15 protein-coding genes and 1 riboswitch are annotated in these 17,680 nt (G+C 60.3%); of the genes, 8 read left to right on the plus strand and 7 right to left on the minus strand.

Annotated elements, in window-relative coordinates; genetic code table 11:
* Nucleotides 1–34: 34 nt before the first annotated feature.
* A complete protein-coding gene (locus QLG02_RS21725; protein ID WP_043851709.1) occupies nt 35–607 on the minus strand; it encodes a common pilus major fimbrillin subunit EcpA in 573 nt (190 codons plus the stop codon).
* 599 nt (nt 608–1,206) lie between these two features.
* Here QLG02_RS21725 and QLG02_RS21730 point away from each other — a divergent pair.
* On the plus strand, nt 1,207–1,830 hold the full coding sequence (locus tag QLG02_RS21730; protein WP_017410528.1) for a response regulator transcription factor: 624 nt from the start codon (nt 1,207–1,209) through the stop codon (nt 1,828–1,830).
* Nucleotides 1,831–1,832: 2 nt separating this feature from the next.
* Nucleotides 1,833–5,420, plus strand: coding sequence for a transporter substrate-binding domain-containing protein (locus tag QLG02_RS21735; protein WP_282466088.1), 3,588 nt, complete (start codon nt 1,833–1,835; stop codon nt 5,418–5,420).
* Between the two features lie 35 nt (nt 5,421–5,455).
* Here QLG02_RS21735 and QLG02_RS21740 read toward each other — a convergent pair whose 3' ends face one another.
* Nucleotides 5,456–5,896, minus strand: coding sequence for a hypothetical protein (locus tag QLG02_RS21740; RefSeq protein WP_045525968.1), 441 nt, complete (start codon nt 5,894–5,896; stop codon nt 5,456–5,458).
* Nucleotides 5,897–6,068: 172 nt separating this feature from the next.
* On the opposite strand from QLG02_RS21740, the gene QLG02_RS21745 reads away from it, so the two are divergent.
* The 3 genes from QLG02_RS21745 (at nt 6,069) to QLG02_RS21755 (ending at nt 9,820) form a co-directional block, all read left to right on the plus strand.
* Nucleotides 6,069–7,742 carry a sensor histidine kinase gene (locus QLG02_RS21745; protein WP_017410531.1) on the plus strand — a complete coding sequence of 558 codons (1,674 nt, stop codon included), beginning with the start codon at nt 6,069–6,071 and terminating at the stop codon, nt 7,740–7,742.
* A gap of 46 nt (nt 7,743–7,788) precedes the next feature.
* The gene (locus QLG02_RS21750; protein WP_282466089.1) at nt 7,789–8,520 is read left to right on the plus strand and encodes a LytTR family DNA-binding domain-containing protein; all 732 of its coding nucleotides are present in this window, start codon (nt 7,789–7,791) and stop codon (nt 8,518–8,520) included.
* 109 nt (nt 8,521–8,629) lie between these two features.
* Nucleotides 8,630–9,820: an MFS transporter gene (locus QLG02_RS21755; RefSeq protein WP_016348936.1), complete on the plus strand. Its 1,191-nt coding sequence runs from the start codon at nt 8,630–8,632 to the stop codon at nt 9,818–9,820.
* Between the two features lie 73 nt (nt 9,821–9,893).
* Here the strand turns inward: QLG02_RS21755 and QLG02_RS21760 are convergent, their stop codons facing one another.
* From QLG02_RS21760 to QLG02_RS21775, 4 genes are all read right to left on the minus strand, one after another.
* On the minus strand, nt 9,894–11,018 hold the full coding sequence (locus tag QLG02_RS21760; RefSeq protein ID WP_282466090.1) for a 5-(carboxyamino)imidazole ribonucleotide synthase: 1,125 nt from the start codon (nt 11,016–11,018) through the stop codon (nt 9,894–9,896).
* Nucleotides 11,015–11,524 (minus strand): 5-(carboxyamino)imidazole ribonucleotide mutase, encoded by a 510-nt coding sequence (gene purE, locus QLG02_RS21765; RefSeq protein ID WP_282466091.1) that lies wholly within the window; start codon nt 11,522–11,524, stop codon nt 11,015–11,017. Before purE ends, QLG02_RS21760 begins: the two co-directional genes overlap by 4 nt.
* A 63-nt stretch (nt 11,525–11,587) precedes the next feature.
* Nucleotides 11,588–11,890, minus strand: coding sequence for a hypothetical protein (locus QLG02_RS21770; protein ID WP_005306985.1), 303 nt, complete (start codon nt 11,888–11,890; stop codon nt 11,588–11,590).
* A 4-nt stretch (nt 11,891–11,894) separates the two neighbouring features.
* Nucleotides 11,895–12,821, minus strand: coding sequence for a sodium-dependent bicarbonate transport family permease (locus tag QLG02_RS21775; RefSeq protein WP_026142001.1), 927 nt, complete (start codon nt 12,819–12,821; stop codon nt 11,895–11,897).
* A gap of 111 nt (nt 12,822–12,932) precedes the next feature.
* On the opposite strand from QLG02_RS21775, the gene QLG02_RS21780 reads away from it, so the two are divergent.
* From QLG02_RS21780 to murI, 3 genes are all read left to right on the plus strand, one after another.
* Entirely contained in the window at nt 12,933–13,835 is a 903-nt protein-coding gene (locus tag QLG02_RS21780; protein WP_282466092.1) for a LysR family transcriptional regulator, read from the plus strand.
* A 35-nt stretch (nt 13,836–13,870) separates the two neighbouring features.
* Nucleotides 13,871–14,048, plus strand: a riboswitch (cobalamin riboswitch).
* Nucleotides 14,049–14,099: 51 nt separating this feature from the next.
* Entirely contained in the window at nt 14,100–15,935 is a 1,836-nt protein-coding gene (locus QLG02_RS21785; RefSeq protein WP_259232709.1) for a TonB-dependent receptor, read from the plus strand.
* Between the two features lie 117 nt (nt 15,936–16,052).
* Nucleotides 16,053–16,847: a glutamate racemase gene (murI, locus tag QLG02_RS21790; protein WP_282466093.1), complete on the plus strand. Its 795-nt coding sequence runs from the start codon at nt 16,053–16,055 to the stop codon at nt 16,845–16,847.
* Between the two features lie 18 nt (nt 16,848–16,865).
* On the opposite strand, the gene QLG02_RS21795 is transcribed toward murI, so the two are convergent.
* Nucleotides 16,866–17,357, minus strand: coding sequence for an RNA-binding protein (locus QLG02_RS21795; RefSeq protein ID WP_011704113.1), 492 nt, complete (start codon nt 17,355–17,357; stop codon nt 16,866–16,868).
* Between the last annotated feature and the right edge of the window lie 323 nt (nt 17,358–17,680).

The raw sequence follows: 17,680 nt of genomic DNA on the forward strand, positions 1-17,680 counted from the left end.
CCCGCAGGGCCCCAAATACTATGCGTCGCGGCAATTAGGACCAGTTGGCAACGAACTCGACGTTGACTTCCCCACTCCACAGGCCATCCGGCAGGGTCTCGAAAGCCGCTTCAGTGCCGTTGACGGTCGCGCTTTCGATGTTGAAGGTGAACGAGCCCTGGGCGGTGCTGCGCTGGGTGTCATCCTTGAAGCTGCTGGCCAGCGGAGAGAGGTTGCCGCCCGTGATGCCGGCAGCGGTATCGATCAGCGTGGTATAGGCGGTGGTGCTGACGGGAGCACCTTGCCACAGCACGCCGACGTCGACGGTGGAGCCGCCGCTCAGGTGGTTCAGGGTGCCGCTCAGCTTCTTGGCCTTCAGCGTGAAGTCGGTGGCGCTGGCATCACCCTTGATGGCAACGTCGAACAGGCCGTTCACGGTGTTGAAACCCTTGATCCCTTCCGCGTATTGGAAAGAGAGGCTGTCGAGCGGCGTGACAACCAGCGCCGACTCGGTGTCCTTTTTGGCGGTTGCCTTCCAGGTGGCAACGGATTTTGCTTCTACAGCGGCCTGAGCGGCGGCAGCGAAGCCCAGTCCTGCAACAGTCAGCGCAATCAGAGTCTTTTTCATCTTGATATTTCCTACACATTTCCTGATGGGGGCATTTGCCACCCGTTTGATTTCACGCACCCAGGGTGCATTCCCTTTCCACCTTGCCGGACGGGTTTGTCCAAGCAATCTTGCCGATCGCCGAAGGGTAATGTTTCGTCAATCAGCTCATCTTTTCGCCGGCAAAGATACTGGACGGACCTGCTCGGATCGATGGAATGCTGTGTAGGAAAAGTCCTAAAAGATGGTTGTTGTCTGCAACTTAAAATAAGCCTTGTCCATTCCCTTATCAGGGTTTTTTGTTTCTCTTATGATTTTGATTTTTAAGAGTTTTGGTGCTTTTCTTATCTAGATGGCGTGTCTCTCTGGCGGGGGAGGATGGGAGGAGTTGCCGTGCGGGAATGAGTACAAGGAAAAATGGAGATTCAAAAGAATATATAGCTCTGTAAGTATTTGATGAGCATAAATAAAAATATCAGATAAAAATGAATTAGGTGCGAAGAGAGGAGTCGTTATTTGAACTACGTAACATATCATTAATATTCAAGCGCCATATGGTACACGTGCCGACTTTGTAGTTAATATACGTTGAATCAAATGGAGTAATGACAGGAAAGTATATGGCAAAAATATTGGTAGTAGATGATCACCCCGCCATCAGAATGGCTGTAAATATCCTGCTGCAGCAGGATGATCATCATATTGTTGCCGAAGTTGATAATGGTGTTGATGCAGTTTCGATGGCGCGGAAATATCAGCCTGATATGGTCGTGCTGGATATCGGAATTCCCAGGCTGGACGGCATTGAGGTGATCAAAAGACTGAAAGAGATGGATGCTGATATCAAGGTGGTCATATTGTCGGCACAAGCTACGCATCATATTATGGTGCGTTGTCTGCAAGCCGGTGCCAACGGTTTCATATCCAAGCTGGATGACCTTTCCTTGCTGAAAACAGTGCTGGTAAAGGTAGGGAAAGGTCAGCTTTATTTCCCTCGCGATGTGATTGCTGGCGCTAAGAATGCCCATGAAGTCGATCGGAAAGATCTCTTGTCGGCGCTCTCGGATAGAGAAATGAGCGTCTTGTTGCAGATATGCCAGGGGCACACCAACAAGCAGATTGCAGAGAGCATGCTGCTCAGCGAGAAGACAGTCAGCACCTACAAGAGTCGGCTGATGCAAAAGCTCAATGTCACCACCATGGTTGATCTGATCAGCCTGGCCAAGCGCCAAGAGTTGCTGTGACCATGAGGCATTGGCTTGCAGCTCTGCTGTTCTGTTGCTGCGCTTCATGGGCTTCGGCTCATGAGCTGGCGGCGCCCTTTCTGCATGTCTATGCGCGCAATGACAGCGAGTACCTCGAGAAGCAGACTCTGCCGCTGCATGCGGAAGATTGGCTGTGGTTGAGAAATCGTGGCCGGTTGGTGCTCGGGGTCCCCATGCCCGACAATCCTCCGATGGACATCACCCTGCGTGCCAATGCTTACGAAGGCGTCACCGCCGACATTGTCGGCATGCTGAGTCATCTGTTGCGTGTCGAGATCGTCGTAAAGAATCTGCCGTCTCGCGCCGCGGCCATTGCTGCGCTCAAGCGGGGAGAGGTCGATCTGCTGAGCACCTCCAATGCCTATGAAGAAGAGCAGCAATTATTGTTGACCGATAAATATATGCCGGATGATCCGGCCATATATAAAAATATACACGTAAAGGAGCGTGATATAAGAACGGTGGCCGTCCCGGAGTATTATCTGCCGGCGCTGGATGTGATGCGCTACCTGCCCAAGGTTCAGATAAAAATGTATTCCTCTCGTTATAGCGCACTTTCTTCGGTTGCATATGGCCAGGTCGATGCCGTCATGCTGGACATGATTTCCGGGAACTTCATCGTCAATAAATTTTATCAAGACAGCATTCAATTACTGAAACCTCTTTATATAGACACCCATGGTTTTTCGTTTTCGCTGGAAAGAAAAAATCAGCGGCTTAAAAAAATCATCAATATTGCGCTGGATGAAATTCTGGAAGGCAAGCGGGAGGAAATTGCCAAACGCTGGAATGGCGGCGGCCTCTCTATCGGGGCCAGCAAGGTCGAGCTGACCAGCGAGCAGTGGGCCTGGCTGGGTCAGCAGAAAAAAATCCGGATGGCCGTCAACAGCGGGGTGCCGCCGCTGAGTTTTCTCGACATCAATGACACCTTGCACGGGGTGGTGGCCGATTTGCTGCAGGTGTTGCGAGCGAAGCTGGGGGTGGAAATAGAGGTGGTGCCGGTCAAGACGCCAGGGCAGATGTTGCAGTTGCTGGATGGTGGGCAGGTGGACATCGCGGTGTTGAGCCCATCGGAAGAGCGTCGCAGTCGTTACCTGTTCAGCCGTGCCTTTGTGCTCGACCCGCTGGCCTATGTGGTGGGGGTCCGCCATGAGGCGACGGCACCGGAGACGCTGCTCAAGACCGGTACGGTCGCCATTATCAAGGACTTCATCTCCGAGCAGGCGATAGAGGACGAGTATGGCAAGCTGACCAGCAGAAAGTTCGAACGGATCGAAGATGCGCTGCGCTGCGTGGCGACCGAGACCTGCGACGTGACCGTGTTGCCGTTGCGGGTCGCCAAGTACTACATCAACAGCAAGTTTCCGGACAGTCTGCTCATTACGGGAGAGTTGTTCGACTCCATCCCGATCGGGGCGGCGTTTGCCGTTTCGCCCAAGCAGCATATGTTGCGCGACATTCTGGATCGGGTGATTGCCATCATTCCGCCGGATGAGCTGGAGGGACTCTCCAATCGCTGGCGTGTCAGTACCCAGCAGGAGGCCATCACCTGGCAGGAGCTGGTACGGGAATTTGGCGGCATCATTGCCTTGATCATGCTGCTGACCATCTGGATCGGCCTATGGGGCCTCTCTTTGCACAAACAGGTGCGCCAGCGCCGGGCAGCCGAGATGGCTTTGAGTGCCCAGCTCAAGTTCATCGAAGATCTGGTGGACGGCACACCCCATCCCATCTATGCCAGAGATCGAGAGGATCGGCTGGTGCTCTGCAACAGCACTTATGCCAGCTTCTTTGGCGAGGAGAAGAGCCGTCTGTTGGGCTCCACCATGGCGGACGATGTGCAGCGCTGGCCTTTTCTGGCTCCCCTGTTCGAGGATTTGAGTGCCGCGCGTACGGTACGCTGTGCCAGGCAGGGGGATCATCGCCTCTCCATGGCGACGGGGTCCGTGGCCGTTTATCACTGGGTACAGCCCTACTATGACCTGGAGGGAAATGTTCAGGGGGGAATCGGTGGTTGGATCGACGTGAGCGAGCGGCTGCGGCTGCTCGAAGAGCTGGCTCTGGCCAGTCAGGATGCCCAGGAGGCCAATCGTGCCAAGTCGACCTTTCTGGCCACCATGAGCCACGAGATCCGCACGCCCATGAATGCCATCATAGGTTTGCTGGAACTGACCCTGCGCCGCGATCGATTGCATGATGAGGATAAGACCTCACTCTCCATCGCCCATGGTTCGGCCAGGGATCTGCTGAGCCTGATTGGCGATATTCTGGACATATCCAAGATCGAGTCCGGCCGGCTTGAACTGAGGCCGGAGCCCCATGAAATCACGGCGCTGACGGCCTCGGTGGTCACCGTATTCACTGCGCTGGCCAGACAAAAGAGCCTGCAACTGGAACTCGCCGCCGGCGAGCCCCGCTGGGTACAGATAGATGGCATCTGCTACAAGCAGATCCTCTCCAATCTCATCAGCAATGCCATCAAGTACACCGAGCAGGGATCGGTGCGGGTCGAGTTGCAATCAAAAACCAGCGACGGCTGGTGTACCTTGCAACTGGTGATCCGGGATACGGGCATAGGGATTGCGCCTGCGGAGCAAGCCAGGCTGTTTCAGCCTTTTGGTCAGGCCAGGCAGCCCGAGCACATCCAGCGCTCCGGGACCGGTCTCGGACTGATGATCTCTCGCTCGCTGTGCGAGTCGATGGGAGGCTCGCTGCTGCTGGAGAGCGAGCTTGGACACGGCACGTGCATCAGCATCGAGATGAAAGTGCCGCTGGCGAGCGCCGTCGAATCAGTTACGCCCGTGGCATTGGGCACGATGACAGGGCATCACCGGCGACTGCGGGTCATGATAGTGGACGATCACCCCACCAACCGGCTGTTGGTCAGCCAGCAACTGGCATACCTCGGGCATGATGCCACCGCCGCCGAGTCGGGGCGCGAGGCGCTGGCACTGTTTGCCAACTCACCCTTTGACGTGATGATCACCGACTTCAACATGCCTGGCATGAGCGGCTTTGAACTGACCCGCCAGTATCGGGCTCTGGAGCTGAGCCGGGGTACGCATCGTTGCCTCATCCTGGGGTTGACGGCGGATGCCCGCCAGGAGCAGGTGAGCGAGGGGCTGACTGCTGGCATGGACGACTGCCTGTTCAAGCCGGTAGGGCTGGAAGAGCTGGAGCGCTGCCTGTGTCGCCACATGCAGCATGAGGAGCAGCGGGAAATCGAGCGCTGTGTGCAGGAGATCAAGCAGTGTCTCGGACCATTGACCGGCAATCAGCCTGCGCTGATGTTGCCCTTGTTGCATGAGTTTATGCGAGCCAGCGACGATGATCTGCTGGGCCTGCAGCAAGCCGCAGAGGGGGGTGAACTGGCCCGTTTTCTCGACTATGTGCACCGTCTGAAGGGCGGGGCCAGGATCATGGGAGCGATGAAACTGGTTGCGGTGTGCAGCGAGACAGAATCTGCCAGGCTCGGGCCGCAGGGATTGCCGATGGCATTGCTGCCGTTGCAGCATGCCTACGGGATCGTCAGGCAGGCCATGGTGCAAATGCAGGCCGAGCCGGAATGAAAATGAAGGCATGCCGGGCATGCCTTCATGGATGGTCAACCGTGCCAGTAGACCAGCAGTTCATAGGCCGCTTCGCCGGTCTGATCCGGTTTGGCGGCCGGAGCCAGATAGCTGAGGAAGTAGCGGGTGGCCTGGGTCAGAGGCAGGGCATGGTGTTGTGGCAGTGGCTGGCCGTTGAGCGCCAGCTTGAAGTCGGTGCCGGCCTGTTCGGGCAAACTGGCATACAGGGTGCGAGCCTGCAATTGATAGGTGGTGTTGAAGTCCGGATTGCTGAGGTTGATGGCCTCGGTCTGGACCGGGCTGGATGTGGCAACGGAATTGACCGGTTGCTGACCCGGGTGGGTGAGCGAAATTTCCATCCCGGTACTCTTGCTGGCGGTGGCAGGCCAGGTGAGCTGATTGGTTTGTGTGTCGGCCTGAGCCGCCATCGCGCAGCAACCAGCCAGTAGTGCCACCAGAACTCCTTTCTGAGACATATGATTATCTCCTGGATATCGAGGTTACCCCGCTGCCGGGGGTCACTCATCTATCGACCCGCCCGCGGCGAAGCTTAATCTGTACCCCACTATTCGGAATGAGCTGACACGGGATACGGGGTATGATCCCGCGCCTTGTCCTCCCTTTAGTCATAGATATGGAATCCCTGCTTTGCTCGAAAATCAGATGATGTTGTTGGCGGTGTTCGAACGGGCGGCGCTGATGTTGATGACCCTGTTCTTCCTGACCCGTACCCGGCCGTTCCAGCGGCTGTTCCAGAAGCGGGATCACACCCCGGCCGAGCTGGTGCTGGTGGCGGCCATCTTCTGCCTGTTTGCGGTGTTCAGCACCTATACCGGCATTCCGGTGGAAGGGGCCCTCATCAACGTGCGGATCATCGCCATCATCTCCGGCGGCATCCTGTTTGGCCCCTGGGTCGGCATTCCGGCCGGGGTCATCTCCGGTCTGCACCGCTATCTCATCGACATGGATGGGCACACCTCGATCCCGTGCCTCATCGCCAGCATCATCGCCGGCCTGCTCGCCACCTGGCTGCACCTGCGCTGTCGCAAGTCGCGGCTCTGGCTGTACGGCATTCTGGCGGGGATGTTGTGTGAAGGGCTCACCATGCTGCTCATCTGGCTGCTGACCGAGCCCCATGCGGTGGGTGTCGAGATCGTAAGCCACATCGCCTACCCGATGATCGCCGGGGCGCTCTGCATCGGCCTGATCATCAAGCTGGTGCAGGATCTGGATGACGAGAAGGAGCTGATTGCCGCCAAGCAGGCCAAGCTGGCGCTGGATATCGCCAACAAGACGCTGCCCTTCTTCCAGAACATCGATCGCCACTCCCTGAGCCAGGTGTGCGGCATCATTCGCAGCGAGATCAGCGCCGATGCGGTGGCCATCACCGACACCCGTGACGTGTTGGCCTATGTGGGGGTGGGCAAGGATTACTACGAGCTGGACGAGCACCACGCCATCAGCGACATGACCCAGCGGGCGGTGCTGCTCGACCAGATCATCATCAACAACGATCTGCGCCAATATCACCTATCCGATTTCCACTCGGTCATCATTATTCCGCTGCGGGAAAACGGCTCGGTGAGCGGCACCCTCAAGATCTACTACCGTCGCACCCACAGCATCACCAGCTCCCTCAAGGAGATGGCGGTGGGCCTCTCCCAGCTCATCTCCACCCAGATGGAGGTATCGCGCATCGAGCAGCTCAAGGAGATGACCCGCAAGGCGGAGTTCACCGCGCTGCAGAGCAAGATCAACCCGCACTTCCTGTTCAACGCCCTCAATGCCATCTCGTCGCTGATCCGCATTCGGCCCCAGCAGGCACGTCAGCTGATTGCCAATCTGGCGGACTACCTGCGCTACAACCTCAACAAGGGGGACACCCTCATCGATATCCAGGAGGAGCTGCAGCAGGTGCGCGACTACGTGGCCATCGAGCAGGCCCGCTTCGGCGACAAGCTGGAGGTGGTGTTCGAGGTGGATGACGTGCACATCCAGGTGCCGAGCCTGCTGTTGCAGCCGCTGGTGGAAAACGCCATCCTGCACGGCATCCAGCCCCGCAGCGCGCCGGGTCGGGTCACCATCGAGGTGAAGCAGCTGGCGGGCGGCATTCGAGTAGCGGTGCGCGATACCGGTTACGGCATCAGCCAGGAGGTGATCGACGGGGTCGCCGCCGGTCGGGTGGAGAGCCGCAGCATCGGCCTGATGAACGTGCATCAACGGGTCAAGCTGCTCTATGGCGACGGCCTGCACCTCAAACGGCTGGAGCCGGGTACCGAAGTGAGTTTCTATCTGCCGGATCAGGAGTCGATGCCATGCTGAAGGCCATCATGATTGAAGATAAGTGTGTGCTGCGAGAGGCGTTGTCATGCTGAAAGCCATCATAGTGGAAGACGAATATCTGGCGCGCGAGGAGCTGGCCTACCTGGTGGGGCAGCACAGCGCCATCGAGATAGTAGCGAGCTTCGAGGATGGGCTGGAGGCGTTCAAATACCTGCAGGATCACGAGGTGGACGTGGTGTTTCTGGATATCCAGATTCCCTCCATCGATGGCCTGCTGCTGGCCAAGAACCTGCACAAGTCGAGCCATCCGCCCCACATCGTCTTCGTCACCGCCTACAAGGAGTTTGCGGTGGAGGCATTCGAGCTGGAGGCGTTCGACTACATCCTCAAACCCTACAACGAACCGCGTCTCATCAGCCTGTTGCAAAAGCTGGAGCTGGTGGGCAAGTCGCAGACGGGGCAGGGGAGCGAGCCGGGCACGCCGCACAATCGCACCGTCAATCTGGTGAAGGGGGAGCGCATCATCGTCACCCCCTGCGAGCAGATCTACTACGCGGAAGCCGACGAGAAGCTCACCTATGTCTACACCCGCGATGATCGCTACGTGATGACCATGACCCTCAGCGAGTTCGTCAGCCGGCTGCCCGCCGAGGGGTTCTTCCGCTGTCACCGCTCCTACTGCGTCAACATCAACAAGATCCGCGAGATAGTGCCCTGGTTCAACAGCACCTATCTCATCCGGCTCCATGACCTGCCGTTCGAAGTGCCGGTCAGCCGCAGCAACATCAAGGCGTTCCGTCAGCTGATGCGGCTCTGATTGTCATTCATTCCCGCCGATCTGCATTTCATGCCTTAATCGGTCGGCGGGAGTGGCGTCTTGCCTATAGTGGCCCCAGTTTCCTTAAGGCCATTGACCGAGACGCATCATGACCAAAGAGATGAATCGCACCCGCTACCTCACCCTGTTGGGGACCATCATCACCCAGTTCGCGCTGGGATCCGTTTACACCTGGAGCCTGTTCAACGCCCAGCTCTCCGACAAGCTGGACGAGCCGGTCAGTCAGGTCGCCTTCGCCTTCGGCCTGCTCAGCCTCTCCCTGGCGGTAGCTTCCTCCCTGGCGGGCAAGCTGCAGGAGCGGTTCGGGGTGCGCAACGTCACCCTGGGTGCCGGCGTGCTGCTCGGCATCGGCTTCTTCCTCACCGCCCACGCCAGCAACCTGGCGATGCTCTACCTCTGCGCCGGCATCCTGGTCGGTTTTGCCGACGGTACCGGCTACCTGATGACCCTCTCCAACTGCGTGAAGTGGTTCCCGGAGCGCAAGGGGCTGATCTCCGCCTGTTCCATCGGCGCCTACGGCCTCGGCAGCCTGGGTTTCAAGTACATCAACCTGCTGCTGCTCTCCAGCAACGGCCTTGAGACCACCTTCCAGCTGTGGGGGCTGATCGCCATGTCCATGGTGCTGGTGGGCGGCATGCTGATGAAGGATGCACCCAAGCAGGCGGCCGCCGTGCAGCAGAGCGAGAGCCGCGACTTCACTCTGGCCGAGGCGATGCGCAAGCCGCAGTACTGGATGCTGGCGCTGATGTTCCTCACCGCCTGCATGAGCGGTCTCTACGTCATCGGCGTGGCCAAGGACATCGGCGAGAACATGGTGGGCCTGCCGGCCGTGGTCGCCGCCAACGCCGTCGCCATCATCGCCATGGCCAACCTGGGTGGCCGGCTGGTGCTTGGCATCCTGTCTGACAAGATGTCCCGCATCCGGGTCATCACCATCGCCCAGCTGATTACCCTGGCCGGCATGGCGCTGCTGCTGTTCGTGCCGCTCAACGCCAACCTGTTCTTCGTGGCGGTGGCCTGCGTGGCGTTCAGCTTCGGCGGCACCATCACCGTCTATCCCTCGCTGGTGAGCGACTTCTTCGGTCTCAACAACCTGACCAAGAACTACGGCGTCATCTATCTGGGCTTTGGTCTGGGCAGCATCATCGGCTCCATCGTAGCCTCCCTGTTCGGTGGTTTCATGGCGACCTTCAACCTGATCCTGGTGTTGCTGGTGGTGGCGCTGGTGCTCTCCCTCACCATCCGCCTGCCGGCGCCGGTATCGGTAGAGCGGGCCTGATCACCCGCCTGCCGCAGCAAGCAATGAAAAGACCCGGGCCTGGCCCGGGTCTTTTTTATGCGCGGCTCATTACTCAGCGTGGCGGCAGCCCCAACAGCTGGCGCACCCGCTGGCAGGTCTCTTCCACCGTCGGCCAGTCGGCGGCGGTGATGGTGACATGGCCCATCTTGCGGCCGGGGCGGGGTTCCCCCTTGCCGTACAGGTGCAGATGCACGCCGGGCAGTGCCAGCAGGGCGGCCCAGTCTGGCGTGCCAGCCTGCCAGAGATCCCCCAGCAGGTTGAGCAGCATGGCAGGGCGCACGGCGATCCGCGCGGGCAGCGGCAGATCGCACAGGGCGCGCACCTGCAGCTCGAACTGGCTGCACTCGGCGTTGTCGAGGCTGGGGTGGCCCGAGTTGTGGGGGCGTGGCGCCAGCTCGTTGACCAGCAACTTCCCTGCCACCAGGAAGAACTCCACCGTCAGCACGCCGACGTAGTCGAGGGCGGCGATCAGCTGCTCGGCGATGCGTCTGGCGTCGGCCTCCAGCGCCGGCACCTTGGCCGGGGAGCGAGTCTGGTCCAGAATGCCGCCGCTGTGCCAGTTCTGCACCAGCGGCAGGGCACCGATGGCACCGCTCGGGCTGCGGGCCAGGGTCAGGGAAAACTCACCCTCCAGCGCCAGCCGTTGTTCCAGCACGCAGGGTACGCCGCTGGCGGCCAGCGCGGCCGGCAGCTGGTCGGCGGCCTGAATGGTCCACTGGCCTTTGCCGTCGTACCCCTCGCGGGCGGTCTTGAGGATGGCGGGGAAGAGGGCGGCGGGCAGCGCTGGCAGCGGCTCGCCCGGTTGCAGGGTCTGGTTCGGCGCGACCGGGATGCCGGCTCTGCTCAGGAAGGCCTTCTCTTCGCGGCGATCCTGACAGATGCGCACGGCACCGGCGGCCGGGCGTACCGGCTGGTACTGCTCCAGCAGGGCCAGGGCGGTGGCCGGCACGTTCTCGAACTCGCAGGTGACGGCGGCGCAGCGGCTGGCCAGATCGTGCAGGGCGGTCGGGTCGTCATAGGCGGCAACAATATGGTGATCGGCAGCCGCGCCGGCGATGCTGGCGGGATCGGGATCCAGCACCACCACCTTGTAGCCGAGGCGGTGGGCGGCCATCACGAAGTAGCGGCCGAGCTGGCCGCCCCCCAGCATGCCGAGGGTGGCGGGTGGCAGTATCATGCCGGGTCCTCCAGGGTGAGGGCCTGCACCCGGTCGCGTTCGGTGGTGCGAAAGCCGTCGAGCTGCTGCTGATAGCGGGGGGCATCGCCGTCTTGCGCGACGGATAGCAGGGAGACCGCGAACAGGCCGGCGTTGGCGGCGCCCGCCTCGCCGATGGCGAAGGTGGCGACCGGCACCCCCTTGGGCATCTGCACGATGGAGAGCAGGGAGTCCATCCCCTTGAGCTGGCGGGTCGGGATGGGCACACCCAGCACCGGAATGGTGGTCTTGGCGGCCACCATGCCCGGCAGATGGGCGGCGCCGCCAGCCCCGGCGATGATGGCGTGCAGGCCACGCTCACGGGCGCTGGCGGCATATTCGAACAGCAGATCCGGGGTGCGGTGGGCCGAGACCACGCGCGCCTCGTAGGGGACGCCATGCTCCTTGAGGATGCGGGCGGCGGCCTGCATCACGGGCCAGTCGGAGTCGGATCCCATTACCAGGCCGATCAGGGGAGGGGTATTCATGGCTGATGACTCCTTGCAGTCAAACGTTTGTCTCTGGTTGGCAAAAAGAGCCGGCAAGCCGGCTCAGAATTTTTCGGGTCGCACGATTTCGACCGGTTGCAAAAAGGCGACCATGGCATAGTCGGGGTAGTAGCGACTCTGCAGGTGGGCGAGCAGGCGTTCCGCCTGTTCGCGGCTGCAGATCGCCTCCAGCCGGATGTTGCCGCTCTCGCTCCAGCTGGCGTTGCGCTCACCGTGGTCACCGCGCCCTCTGGCATCGGTAATGGTGTAGCCGCGCAGCCCCTCGCGGGTGAGGGTGCGCAGCAGGGTGGGTTCCAGGTTCGCTTCCGTGATGACGGTGAGCAGGGTGCGGATCTCGGTCTGCATGTGGCTACTCCGTGAAGTGGCGGGCCCAGCTGTGGTAGAGCGGGATCCCCAGCATGATGTTGAACGGGAAGGTGACCCCCAGTACGGCGCTGAGCGACAGGCCCGGATTGGCCTGAGGGACGGCGATGCGCATGGTGGCCGGCACGGCGATATAGGAGGCGCTAGCCGCCAGGGTGGCCAGCAGGGTCAGGCCACCGAGGGAGAGCCCCATCAGCTGGCCGATCACCAGGCCGAGGCCAGCGGAGGCGAGCGGCATCAGCAGGGCGAAGCCGAGCAGGAACAGGCCGTGGCGGCGCAGGTCCTGGCACTGGCGGGCGACAATGAGGCCCATCTCTAGCAGGAACAGCGCCAGCGCCCCCTTGAACAGGTCGACGAACAGGGGTTTGAGCGGGGCAATCCCGTCGGGACCGGCCAGATAACCGATGGCCATGCCGCCCAGCAGCAGGGTGACCCCCTTGCCGAGGAAGGTTTCATGGGCCAGCCGGCGCCAGCGGGTCTGCCGGCTTATCCCCTGAGCCAGCACGATGCCGACCAGGATGGCGGGGATCTCCATCACCGCCAGGAAGATGGAGAGCTGGGATTCGAAGCTGATGCCGCGCTCGGTCAGCCAGTTCACCCCGACCGCAAAGGTCGCCACGCTGACCGAGCCGTAGTGGGCGGCGGTGGCGGCGGCATCGACCCGGTTCATCTTGAGGCGCAGCACGGCAAACCCGGCCAGGGTCTGCAGCATGCCGAGCAGGATCACCAGTGCCAGTTGCGGTAATAACGGTTGCAGGGATTGCTGCGCCAGGCCGACGCCGCCCTTGAGGCCTATGGCCAGCAACAGAAAGAGGGAGAGAGTATCGTAGAGCGCGGGTGGCAGCTTGAGCTCGGAGCGCACCAGACCGGCCAGCAGGCCAAACAGGAAAAAGAGTACAACAACATCCAGCATGGGAGTTCGCAGGAGGCAATTCACAGGGTGGTTGCATGCTAGAGTGCAAGATGTTTCGATAAAATCAGATTTTGATTGATGATTGTTCGGTAAAAACTGATAAGGGGCCCGATGCTCAACTACAAACAGCTCTATTACTTCTGGCACGTGGCGCGCAGCGGGAGTGTGACGCGGGCCGCCGAGCAGTTGCACCTCACGCCGCAGACCGTCAGCGGTCAGGTGGCCGAGCTGGAGCTCTCGCTCGGGGTGGCGCTGTTCAACCGGGTGGGGCGGCGGCTTGCCCTGACCACCGCCGGTCGCCAGGCGCTCGAACAGGCTGGCGCCATCTTCTCGCTCGGCGCCGATCTCGAGCATACCCTGCGCCATGCCAGCCAGGAGCTGACCATGCAGGTGGGGATCGCCGACTCCGTGCCCCGCACCCTGGCGTTCGAGCTGCTGGCACCCGCCATGGCGCTGGTCACCCCGCTGCGGCTGGTGTGCCATGAAGAGCGGGCGGAACAGCTGTTCAGCGAGCTGGCCAGCCACAAGCTGGACATGGTGCTGATCGATCGCCCGCTCCCTCCCGACAGCGGAGTGCGCGGCTACAACCACGAGCTGGGACGCAGCCCGCTGGCGCTGTTTGCCAGCCCCGAGCTGGCTGCCAAGGCGCGGCAGGGTTTTCCTGCTTCCCTTGAGGGGCTGCCGCTGCTGATCCCGGGGGAGAAGTCGGCGACCCATGACAGCTTGCTGGCCTGGTATCGGCAGCAGGGCATCCATCCCCATCTGGTCGGCCAGTTCGACGATTCGACCCTGATGAAGTCGTTCGGCAAGGCGGGGATGGGGATCTTTCCGGCGCCGCTGGCCATGGTCGACGAGATCGCACGACTCTACGGTGTCGAACGGATTGCAACACTGACCGAGGTGACGCTCTCCTACTATCTAGTGTCGGCCGGTCGTCACCTCTCCCATCCCGGGGTACAAGCGGTAATGGAGGGAGCGAAGCAGCGGCTGGCCGCGCTGGGTGGCAAGAAATAGAAATCTGGATGGCTATACATCCACCTCTGCTCTGCCTATAATCCCTGCGCTTTGGCGCATCATGCTTAATAGGGAATCCGGTGAAAATCCGGAGCTGGCGCGCAGCGGTAAGGGGGAACGAAGCGACATCAGGGCACTGCCACAGGTGGGAAGCCGTCGCCGTAGGCCATCAGCCCCCCAGCCCGAAGACCTGCCAAAGTTCGTATTTCGGGCCGAGAGAAACCGGCCACGAAGTAGATGCTTACGCGAACTTAAGGATCTCTCATGTCCAAGAAATTATTGGCGGCTGCCCTGTTGCCAACGGCGGCCTTTGCCCAGACCACCATCCCCGTCAATCCTACCCTGGTCATCACCGCCAATCGGGTGGAGCAACCCATCAGCTCGGTACTGGCTCCCGTTGTGGTGATCGATCGCGCCGAGATCGAGTCGCGTCAGGTGCAGAGCCTGCCAGCGTTGCTGAAGACGCTGCCCGGCGTGCAGATCACTACCCTAGGTGGCCGAGGCCACATGAGCAGCCTGTTCATCCGTGGTACCAACTCCAACCATTCACTGGTGCTGATGAATGGGCGTCCCATCGCGGCCATGGTGGCCGGCACGCCGGATCTCAGCCAGATCCCGCTCGGCAATATCGAGCGCATCGAGTACATCCGTGGCCCGCGGGCGGCCGTGTATGGCTCGGACGCCATCGGCGGCGTCATCAACCTCATCACCAAGACGTCCGCCAAGAATGGCAGCGAGACCCACCTGAAGGGCGGTGTGGGCAGCAATGGCTACGGCCAGGGCCAGCTGCGTACCGTGCAGGCTCTGGGCCAGCAGACCGACATGAATATGATGATCGGCTACGAGCGCACCGATGGGTTCGACGTGGTGGCCAATGCTCAGCAGCCGGATCGGGATGGCTTTGACAGCCTGAACGGCCAGTTCGGACTGAATCATGCTTTCAACGACGCATGGAGTGCCGATTTCAACGCCCAGGGCTATGACAACCAGACCGAGATGGATGATGCGTATCAGTCGGCGGATCAGAGCCGGGTGCAGGCGTTCCAGTACGATGGCGGCCTCAAGTATCAGAGCGGTGCGCTGAGCAGCCGGCTGGAGGCCAGCTACGGCGAGAACAAGCTGAAGAGCTGGCTGGAGAGCAAAGGGGAGTCCAGTGCGGAGCCCATCCACACCGGGCTGACCCGCTTCTCCTGGGTCAACAGCTGGAGTGGTGTCGAGGGACTCAACCTGACCGGTGGTGCCGACTGGCAGCAGGAGCAGCTGAAATCCGATACACGCAGCTATGGTCAGGCATTCAATGCCCCGGATCGCGACAACACGGGTCTGTTCGTGGTGGGCAGCTACCGCTGGCAGGCCCTGCTGTGGGAGCTCTCTGGTCGTACCGATGACAACAAGCAATATGGCCGCCACAACACCTGGTCCGCTGCCAGCGGGCTGGATCTCGATGACAACCATAATGTGCGCCTGAGCTATGGCACTGCCTTCAAGGCACCGACCTTCCTCGATCTCTATTATCCGGGTTATGAGAACCCCGCGCTGAAACCTGAAGAGAGCAAGAATCTGGAGCTGGGCTTCAGCGGTCGCTACACCGGTTGGGATTGGTCGTTGAACCTTTACCGCAACCAGATCCAGAATCTGATTGCCTGCCAAAGCGCGTCTTCAACTTGCCGACCGGACAACACCGACGCCGAGATCCGCGGTGTGGAAGTGGCGCTCGGTCTGGAAACCGGACCACTGCGGCACGATCTGAGCTTTGACTACACCCGGGCCGAAGACAAGAACGACGGGGATCAGCAACTGCTGCGTCGTGCCAAGCAGAAGGCCAGCTGGCTGACTCAGATACAACTGGGCCCGGTCGATCTCTCCACCGAACTGCTCTATGTCGGCAAGCGGGATGACAAGAACTTCAGCAGCTTCCCGGCAGAGCGGGTTGAGCTGGGTTCCTACACCCTGATCAACCTGGGGGCGAGCTATGGGGTGACGCCTCAGTTCACGCTGGGTGGCCGCATCGACAACCTGTTTGATCGTGATTACGCCCCGGCCTATGGCTATGCGTCGGCAGGTACCGAGTTCAAGCTGACGGCAGACTACCGTCTCTGAGCGGCAACGCTGCTTATATAAGAGAAGCTAAAAAGCGAGGCCCCGCCATTGGTGGGGCCTTTTCTATTGGCGGTCGGCGGGAGTATGATCGCCGACTTGCACCAAAGGGGAGCTCAAGTGGCCAATATTCTCGTGTTCGACTCCGGTATGGGTGGGCTGACCATCTACCGCGAGATCCGCCGCGCATTGCCGGCACACAACTATATCTATTGCTTCGACAACGCCAACTTCCCCTATGGTGAGCTGAGCGAAGCCGCCCTCACCGAAGCCTGCACCAGGTTGGTCAGCCACATGGTGGTCGAGCATGCCATCGATCTGGTGGTGATTGCCTGCAACACGGCCAGCACCATCGCTCTGCCGTCCCTGCGTGCAGCCATGACAGTACCGGTCGTCGGCGTGGTACCCGCCATCAAGCCCGCTGCCGCGCTTACCCGTAGTGGTTGCATCGGCTTGCTGGCAACCCCGGGGACCGTCAGCCGTGAATATACCCACGAACTCATCGCCCAGTTTGCGCCGGGCAAGCGGGTGCTGCTCAAGGGGGCGACCGAGCTGGTTGTCGAGGCCGAGCACAAGCTGGCGGGTCTGCCGGTCAATATGGCGCTGTTGCGGGAAGTACTGGCGGATTGGCTGGAAGGGGAAGAGCATCCGGATACTCTGGTGCTGGGCTGTACCCATTTCCCGTTGCTGGATGAAGAAATACGGCAGTTGATGCCTGCGTGCCAGCTGGTGGATTCCGGCAGTGCGGTCGCCAAGCGGGTGGCTCACCTGCTGGCTGGTTTGGTAACGACACCGACACGGCTGGAAGATGTCGGGGGTAAGGCCTATTGCACCCGGTTGGATGCCCAGACCCAGAAACTGACAGCCCCCTTGCAAGCTTGGGGGCTGTCATCACTCGAAGAGGTCAGGTTCTAACGGATTACCGGCCAGTGGTCAGGCATCCACTTCACTGCCTTCTCGCTCATCTTTGTCCCGCTTGTCATTGGCTTCACGTACTTTAAGGGTACGCTGTTGATACTCCTTGTCGTTGAGTGCGGCGATTGCCTTGGCGGCATCGGCAGCGGGCATCTCCACGAAACCAAATCCTCTGCGCTTGCCGGTGGCCTTGTCCTTCATCAAACGGACCGAGATCACCTGGCCCTGCTCGGCAAACAATTCGCGCACGGCTATCTCATTGGCACGGTATGGCAGATTGCCTACATATAAGGTGCAGGTCTCCTGACTGGAGGCCAGCTCAGCCACACCAGCCGGTGCACGGTTCAGGAACAGCGGTACCACGAAACCGCCGATGGCCAAGCCCACAGCAAAAATCACTTCGGCTTTCAAAGAAAATTGCAGGGCCTGGGCAACCAGATAACCAACCAGCGCCAACACCAGAGCAAGGATGGCCGCCTGCACATAAACGGGAAACTTGGATAAATTCATCTTTAAAGACCTTTTGTAAATGAAAGCAAAAAAGGTGCAACACTCTATTCACCTCCATGGTAACTAGCTTTCCAGCCGGGCGCTACCATGGACCACTTGGGACATATTATCCGTTCCAGTATGGCATCCCTTGAGAGGGGAAGATCCACCTAAATGATGATAAAACCGGTCTGAAATCATCGGTTTGTGGATAACATTGTATATATACACTGAGTAAGCTGTTTCTAATTGGATAATTTGAAGTTTCCGTGACTTTCTTCAAAAAAAGCCTTGTCATCGCGGCGCGGCTCCCTATAATGCGCCCCTACCAGCACGGCGGAACA

This window comes from Aeromonas sp. V90_14, from assembly GCF_029967615.1.
Classification (GTDB): Bacteria; Pseudomonadota; Gammaproteobacteria; order Enterobacterales; family Aeromonadaceae; genus Aeromonas; species Aeromonas hydrophila.

What these genes read in the sequence shown, in the direction of transcription:
- QLG02_RS21775 (WP_026142001.1), bottom strand. Translation starts at nt 12,821, where the DNA reads ATGCTGGATGTTGTTGTACTCTTTTTCCTGTTTGGCCTGCTGGCCGGT.
- purE (WP_282466091.1), bottom strand. Translation starts at nt 11,524, where the DNA reads ATGAATACCCCTCCCCTGATCGGCCTGGTAATGGGATCCGACTCCGAC.
- QLG02_RS21755 (WP_016348936.1), top strand. Translation starts at nt 8,630, where the DNA reads ATGACCAAAGAGATGAATCGCACCCGCTACCTCACCCTGTTGGGGACC.
- QLG02_RS21740 (WP_045525968.1), bottom strand. Translation starts at nt 5,896, where the DNA reads ATGTCTCAGAAAGGAGTTCTGGTGGCACTACTGGCTGGTTGCTGCGCG.
- QLG02_RS21795 (WP_011704113.1), bottom strand. Translation starts at nt 17,357, where the DNA reads ATGAATTTATCCAAGTTTCCCGTTTATGTGCAGGCGGCCATCCTTGCT.
- QLG02_RS21770 (WP_005306985.1), bottom strand. Translation starts at nt 11,890, where the DNA reads ATGCAGACCGAGATCCGCACCCTGCTCACCGTCATCACGGAAGCGAAC.
- QLG02_RS21735 (WP_282466088.1), top strand. Translation starts at nt 1,833, where the DNA reads ATGAGGCATTGGCTTGCAGCTCTGCTGTTCTGTTGCTGCGCTTCATGG.
- QLG02_RS21730 (WP_017410528.1), top strand. Translation starts at nt 1,207, where the DNA reads ATGGCAAAAATATTGGTAGTAGATGATCACCCCGCCATCAGAATGGCT.
- QLG02_RS21750 (WP_282466089.1), top strand. Translation starts at nt 7,789, where the DNA reads ATGCTGAAAGCCATCATAGTGGAAGACGAATATCTGGCGCGCGAGGAG.
- QLG02_RS21760 (WP_282466090.1), bottom strand. Translation starts at nt 11,018, where the DNA reads ATGATACTGCCACCCGCCACCCTCGGCATGCTGGGGGGCGGCCAGCTC.
- QLG02_RS21725 (WP_043851709.1), bottom strand. Translation starts at nt 607, where the DNA reads ATGAAAAAGACTCTGATTGCGCTGACTGTTGCAGGACTGGGCTTCGCT.
- QLG02_RS21785 (WP_259232709.1), top strand. Translation starts at nt 14,100, where the DNA reads ATGTCCAAGAAATTATTGGCGGCTGCCCTGTTGCCAACGGCGGCCTTT.
- QLG02_RS21780 (WP_282466092.1), top strand. Translation starts at nt 12,933, where the DNA reads ATGCTCAACTACAAACAGCTCTATTACTTCTGGCACGTGGCGCGCAGC.